Below are 6409 nucleotides of genomic sequence, written 5' to 3'. Positions count from 1 at the left end.
AATCTATTTTATAGTAAAAAAGAAAGAGTGTCGACTTTGTCGACACTCTGAAATGCCTCCTATAAATTTAGGAGGCATTTTTTAGCTATTTAATTCGTTAAAATTCTCTACAGAAGTATAAACTCTAGACAATGAATACCAAGTAGCATAATTTATTATACCTGTTTGAGGTATATTAAATACACCTTGATAGATTTTCACTGAATTAGCTGTTAAAGGGCCATAGATTCCATCTGTTGCTAATGTAGGAATCAATGGATAGTTTTGTGCTATTCTATTTATTTGTTTTTGCTTTTTAACAACATTAGGACCTGTAGACCCAATTCGAAGCGGAGAACCTGGATAAGATCTTGGATCATCAGCTACTTCAAGTGCACGGACAAGATTAATATTATTTCCATAATAATAAGTTAGAATTTCATATGGATAATAACCTTGTTCAGCTAGATTTTGACTACCCCATTGACTAAGCCATCCAGGACAAGTTACGCTAGTTCCATTACAGAATTCAGCAAACATAGGATAGGTTGTATCTTGTACTTCAATGAAGGTAGAAAAAAGTTCATCTACAATAGAATCAATGGAAGAATAGGTTGTCCTTCCATAGACAAAACTTTGATCATACGCAGTAGGATTAGTACTATAAAGACAAATCATCTTTTAATTTAAGAATAATTGTGGAGTTGAGGCCATCCCAATGGGCACTACTAATTAAAGTTTGGATAATATAGCGCTGCTTCAAAAATGGAAGACCTTTTAAAGGGCTTTCCTTTGAAGGGGTCTTAAGGGATATACATGATTCTTTCTGTAGTTTTAAAAGGATATTCTTATCTGCTGTGGAGATATCTTTTATTCTTGCTTCTAAATTAGATATTTTTAAACTTAAATTTTCAGCTTTAGCCAGAAGAGATTTAGTTAAAATATCTGAACTACATAAAGAGATTTTATCTATTAAGATATTAAAATTTTTTTTACTTTGAGCAAGATTTTTTTCTAGAAAATGGAGTTCATTAGATGAATTTTTTAAATTTGCAGTAAAAGATCCTTTAAAAAAATTTTTATTATGAGAATTTAATTTTTCTAAAATTAAATTATCTGCATAATCAACCCTTACAGAAGGATTGGTACAAGTTTTAATTTTATGTTTACTACAAATATAGTAATAATAGGGAACTCCATTTTTATTTAAGCCACCTTGTTTTAGTATCATATTGCTACCACAGAGTGAGCATTTTAAAATACTAGATAGAACTGCAGGGATAGAACTACTTCCCAATCTTTTAGCAGATTTTTTAGTTTTTAAGATTTCTTGTACATTTATCCAAGTTGAATCATCAATTATCCCTAAATGGTCAGAAACAGCATAGATATAATTTTGTGGAGCATTCTTCTTTTTATTATAGGTTAAATAGCCATTTTCATTTGCGACACCAAAAACCTGAGAGGAAATTTCTTTTAGATAAGAATGAGTGCGACAACTTGATTTTACATATAAAGGAGAAGACAAAATTCGTCTTATTTTTATAGGAGTAACATCTTTCGTAAAATGAGATCTAAGATGACTAGTATTTATAAATGCGACAAGTTGGTTTAAAGATTGATATTCTAAAAATTTTGAATAAACAACTTTAACAATATCAAGTTCATTGCTAATAGGGGCAAGAATAGAAAAAGATTTTTCAACTAAATTTGCATTTAAATAATATTTTTTTTGAACTTCAAATCCAAAAGGAGAAGGTCCACCTAAAAAATGACCAGTTTTAGCTAATTCTAAGAGATTATCTTTTATTCTTTCAGAAATAGTTTCTCTTTCAAGTTGAGCAAATACACTACTTATATACATCATGGCACGGCCTATTGGAGAAGTTGTATCAAATTGTTCCTTAACAGAAATAAAATCAATACTATGCTTTTCAAGTAATGTTAGAATATTAGAAAAATCAGCGACATTTCGACTAATTCGATCTAACCTATAGCAAATAAGAATAGAAAAATTTTTTTGCTTAATATCATTAAGAAGTTCTTTAAATTTAGGTCTATTAATATTAGAGCCAGAAAATCCTTCATCTTCATAGATAATAAAAATAAATTCTTCATCAGGAAATTTATTTTGTATATAATTTTTGCAAATTGATATTTGATTTTGGATAGAATCACCTTGTTTTGTTATATTTGATTTCCGAGTATAGAGTGCAACGGTTTTTATAAAAATCACCTCCTAAAATGTGTATATATAAATATATGAATGGTACATAAATAAATAGTAGTAATAAATGTCAGTAATAATAAAAATGAAAAAATATAAGAGCAACAAAGGAGGATAAGAAATTAAAAAATAATATAGTAAGTAGAAAGCTTAAATATTTGGAAAGAGAATAAGTCTAAAAAGATAATAATTGATAGTAAAAGATTATAGATAAAATAAGTAATTAGAAATGTTTATATATTTACTTGTATATATGTAAACATATATACAAGTAAATATATAAGTATATAGGGATATAAATATAACAATAAAAATGTAAATAATATTGTAAACACAGTTAATTGTATAAAAGTAATTATAAATAAAAATAAATATATTTACAAAATGAAAGTAATAATGTAAACATATATATTTGTAGATATATTTGTAAATGTATTTATAATAGAAGAGTTTGTCCTTATAAAACAAGAGCAGTATCATTTGTTATATCAAAATTGTTACCATGAGACGGATACCATTCAGTATAAATTCTATTTAATGCAAAAGAAACTATACAATAAACATTGGCTCTAATAGCAGAAGAATTCCAAGTTGAATAGATTTCACTAGATGCGACATTTCTAATATAATCTACAAATGGTACAGTGTAATTTGGAGCAGAATCATCATAAGGTGAACCAGCGTGTACAATTATATCTGAAGGTACAACAACTTGATTTAAAACACGCATATTATTGTTATTAGTTTTGCTAGCATTTATAAGGTCAGTAATGGTTTTTTGATCACAGTAATATTTATCAGTTGGTTTTATTCCACCTTGTACCTTAGAACCAGAGTTAGTAACCATTTTATGTGCAGAGATTGTTATAATGTTAGTTTTAGGCATTCCGACAGCTTTAGTCATGCGACAATTTTGTATAGACTTAACATTTGGAAAAACCTGAACACCACGAATTAAAAGGTTATTATAGCCAGGTTTGCTTATTCCAATATTATAAATACCATATGGCAATGAATTAGGATGGTAACTAAAAATAATACTAGGAGTTGAGAGCTTAACATTATCTAAAATACCTGTAGAATCACTAAAATCACTAAGAACTTTAGTTAAATTATTAAAATTTGAGTCACTCTTCATAATTACTATTTTGCAGTTAGAAACAGGTATATAAGAATCAGCTAGTAAACAATGAAGTTTTAGAAGTCCAGCAGTTGAATTAGAGTTAGGAATTTGAGTATTAGGTGTGTTAGTATTAGTATCCATAAAATCTCCTTGAAAATTTATATATTACATTCTATGAGAAAAATAATATAGTGTATATAAGATTTAAAATTTTGAGATTAATTATTTAAAATGAGAATTTAAATTTGGGAAATAAAAGTTTTATTTTTCGCTAAATGATAATTTAGCGAAATTTATGGCTTGAAATAATCAATAAGTTAATAAAAAGTGAATTTGAATATTAAATATTTAAAAAATATTGAATTAAAAATTAAATTAACAATAAATGATGGATAAATAGATTTAAATTATGGAAATAAAGAAGATTATCTTAAAATAAAGGATAAAGAAAAAATACATAATTATAAGGATATATATAATGAGTAATTAATAATACAAATATTAAAGTAAATAAAAATATAAATATATAAACAAACATAAATGTAAACAGATATATTTACTTGCATAAATTGAATTAAATATATCAAAAGTATATGTAATAAAATAGCTAGTTTATATTAATTTATTAGCAGATAAATTGAAAAAATATTTATTTATAATAAAATTCATATATTATAAATAAAATATTTTTTAAAATAAATTATACAATATTTATTTCGTATAAGAAAAATAATATATGAAATATATGTTTTGTTTATTTGGAATAAATTGATTATACTACTCAATTATATAGAGCTTTAGTTTATATTGATATATATGCATGATATACTCTATATTATTTCAATGATGTAGTTTTAAATATAAACGTAAACACAAATATATATGTAAACATATATACAATTAAATATACAAACCCGTTTTAAATAAAGGGTTAAAGGTGTATTAATATATTTATTTAAGTATGTAGTATTAATTTGAATAAAAATTTATATAGTATATTTTTTTAGAGATAATTTTAGAAAAGTCTATTTATATATGAATGAAACTATAAACGTAAGCTAATACAATTGTATAATTATAATTGTATGCGTATGTGTATGTGTATATATAACCACTTACACATATATAAATATTTACGTAAGTAGTTGTACAAACAAAAATGTAAACATAAGTGTAGATATAAATAAAAATATAAATACAATTATAAAAGTATATAAAAACATAAATGAAAACGTAATTAAAAGTTAAAATGTAATTACAATTGTAACTGTAAACATTTGTGTAGATATATTTATAATCATATACATAAATGAAAGTAGAATTATTTATAATTGCGTAGGTGTTTATATAAACGTTTTAATTAAATGAGTTATATGAAATTAAAGAAAATATGGGAAATATAGAAGATTGGCTAAATAAAAAATAAAGGCTCCATGAATAGAGTCTTTATTTTAATGGAAGATATTTATTTAAAGTTAGTCCTACCAATAAACTACTAAAAAAAGTATAAATCAGTATAAGTAGACATCCAACAATATTACTTAAATGTAACAAAGAAAAGAAGGTTGTTAAAAAAAGTATAGATATAGCTAAAATACTTTGTCTTAAAAGTGATATTTTAAGATAATTAGATTTAGAGATGATTTTTCTAGATAATCCACGTTTCTTAGAATGTAAAATTTTCCCTGAAAAACCGGAGAAAATAAGAACTTCTGATAAATAAATAGAATGTTTTTTCTTTCCTATTAAAGGAATGGAGATAAAAGCTAAACTCAGTAATAATGCTAATATATACATAAAAATTAACCTCCTAATAGCTCTTTTTATATTATATTCAAAATAAATATTTTGGATAACTAAACATTTGTTTATAAAAAGTTAAAAAATGTAATGTTGATTATTTTAGTAAAAGAATTTAATATGAAAAGTAAGAAAAAAATGTAAATTTTTTTTGGAGAGGGGGGACGTTAAATAGACTTTAGGCTATTTAACAAACAATAATGCATAAGATAATTACGAAGAAGTACATACTTAACATTGTGAGAGAGAACATAGGAAAAGTAGAGGATGAAATTTTAAGGAGAGTGTTGCTAGAGAAAAATATACCTGTCAGTGATAATTGTAGTAAGGATGCGTTAATAAAGATGATTGATTACCATAAAATCAATCTTTGGCATATCTATGAATTATTGAAAAAAAAGGAATTTGGTAGTACATATAATGAAATTTTAGAGATTTTAAACATTGAAAAAGAAATTTTAGATAAGTTAATAGAAGAAGGAATTATACATTTAGTATATACAAAGAAGGAAAGTGCAAATAGCATAGAAGAGAAATATTATTTATTAGAGGATGTTTATAATCTTTCAAAAGAGAATTTAGTTAAATTTAGAGAAGCTCAATTAAAAGGAAAATGTAAAGGATATAAATGTAAAAAAAATAGAGAAAATCATATAAAGAAAGCCTATAAGAAAAGAATTAATGATTTAAGGCAGAATTTTTCCTATTGGGATGGATTAATACATAAGAATAATGTTATTGTCTCAATTGTATCAACAGGGATAGATACAAAACGTGATGAGATAATTGAAATGGCAGTAATAGATATAAAGGGAGATGTTATTTATCATAATACATTTAAGACAAATAAAAGGGTTAGTTATGAATCCTATGCAATAAAAAGAATAGATAAAAATAGTATATCTAAGAAAAGAATTTTTACAGATTGTGTAGATGAAATTTATAATATCTTAGAAGATAAAACTATATTAGCATATAACTCTACTTTAGTATCAAATTTATTAAAAGGAAACGGTTACGTTAAAGAGGTTGATTCAGTATGTTTAATGAAATCATACATGGATTATGTACATAGTAAATATATTATTAGATTTAAAAGAGCTCTTAACATGCATAATATTGAGGAAAGTCCTCATAAAAGCAAAGCATTGGGGGAATGTTTTGATATTTTAGAATTAATTAATAGTGTAAGAGCAGAATGTAAAGAAAAAATGTTTGAAGTAATAGAAGATAGACAAATAAATTAATAAAGATTAAATAAAAAGGTTATCTATTCATTT

The 6409-nt window shown here is 24.4% G+C and carries 5 protein-coding genes; 1 reads left to right on the top strand and 4 read right to left on the bottom strand.

Features of this window, described 5'->3' with window-relative positions; all coding sequences use genetic code 11:
* Nucleotides 1-81: 81 nt before the first annotated feature.
* From Q0W06_RS14170 to Q0W06_RS14155, 4 genes are all read right to left on the bottom strand, one after another.
* Nucleotides 82-519 carry a peptidoglycan-binding protein gene (locus Q0W06_RS14170; protein ID WP_297636946.1) on the bottom strand — a complete coding sequence of 146 codons (438 nt, stop codon included), beginning with the start codon at nt 517-519 and terminating at the stop codon, nt 82-84.
* A 121-nt stretch (nt 520-640) separates the two neighbouring features.
* Nucleotides 641-2215, bottom strand: coding sequence for a recombinase family protein (locus tag Q0W06_RS14165; RefSeq protein ID WP_297636945.1), 1575 nt, complete (start codon nt 2213-2215; stop codon nt 641-643).
* Between the two features lie 448 nt (nt 2216-2663).
* A complete protein-coding gene (locus Q0W06_RS14160) occupies nt 2664-3470 on the bottom strand; it encodes a hypothetical protein (protein ID WP_297636942.1) in 807 nt (268 codons plus the stop codon).
* Nucleotides 3471-4775: 1305 nt separating this feature from the next.
* Nucleotides 4776-5126, bottom strand: a complete 351-nt coding sequence (locus tag Q0W06_RS14155; protein ID WP_297636937.1) for a hypothetical protein — start codon at nt 5124-5126, stop codon at nt 4776-4778.
* 287 nt (nt 5127-5413) lie between these two features.
* Here Q0W06_RS14155 and Q0W06_RS14150 point away from each other — a divergent pair, with 287 nt between their 5' ends.
* Entirely contained in the window at nt 5414-6376 is a 963-nt protein-coding gene (locus Q0W06_RS14150; protein WP_297636934.1) for a hypothetical protein, read from the top strand.
* Nucleotides 6377-6409 lie beyond the last annotated feature (33 nt).

The sequence above is a fragment of the uncultured Clostridium sp. genome, assembly GCF_947072515.1.
Taxonomy (GTDB): Bacteria; Bacillota; Clostridia; order Clostridiales; family Clostridiaceae; genus Clostridium.
Note: the sequence above shows the minus strand (reverse complement) of the source record. Positions and strands in the feature narration are given on the sequence as shown.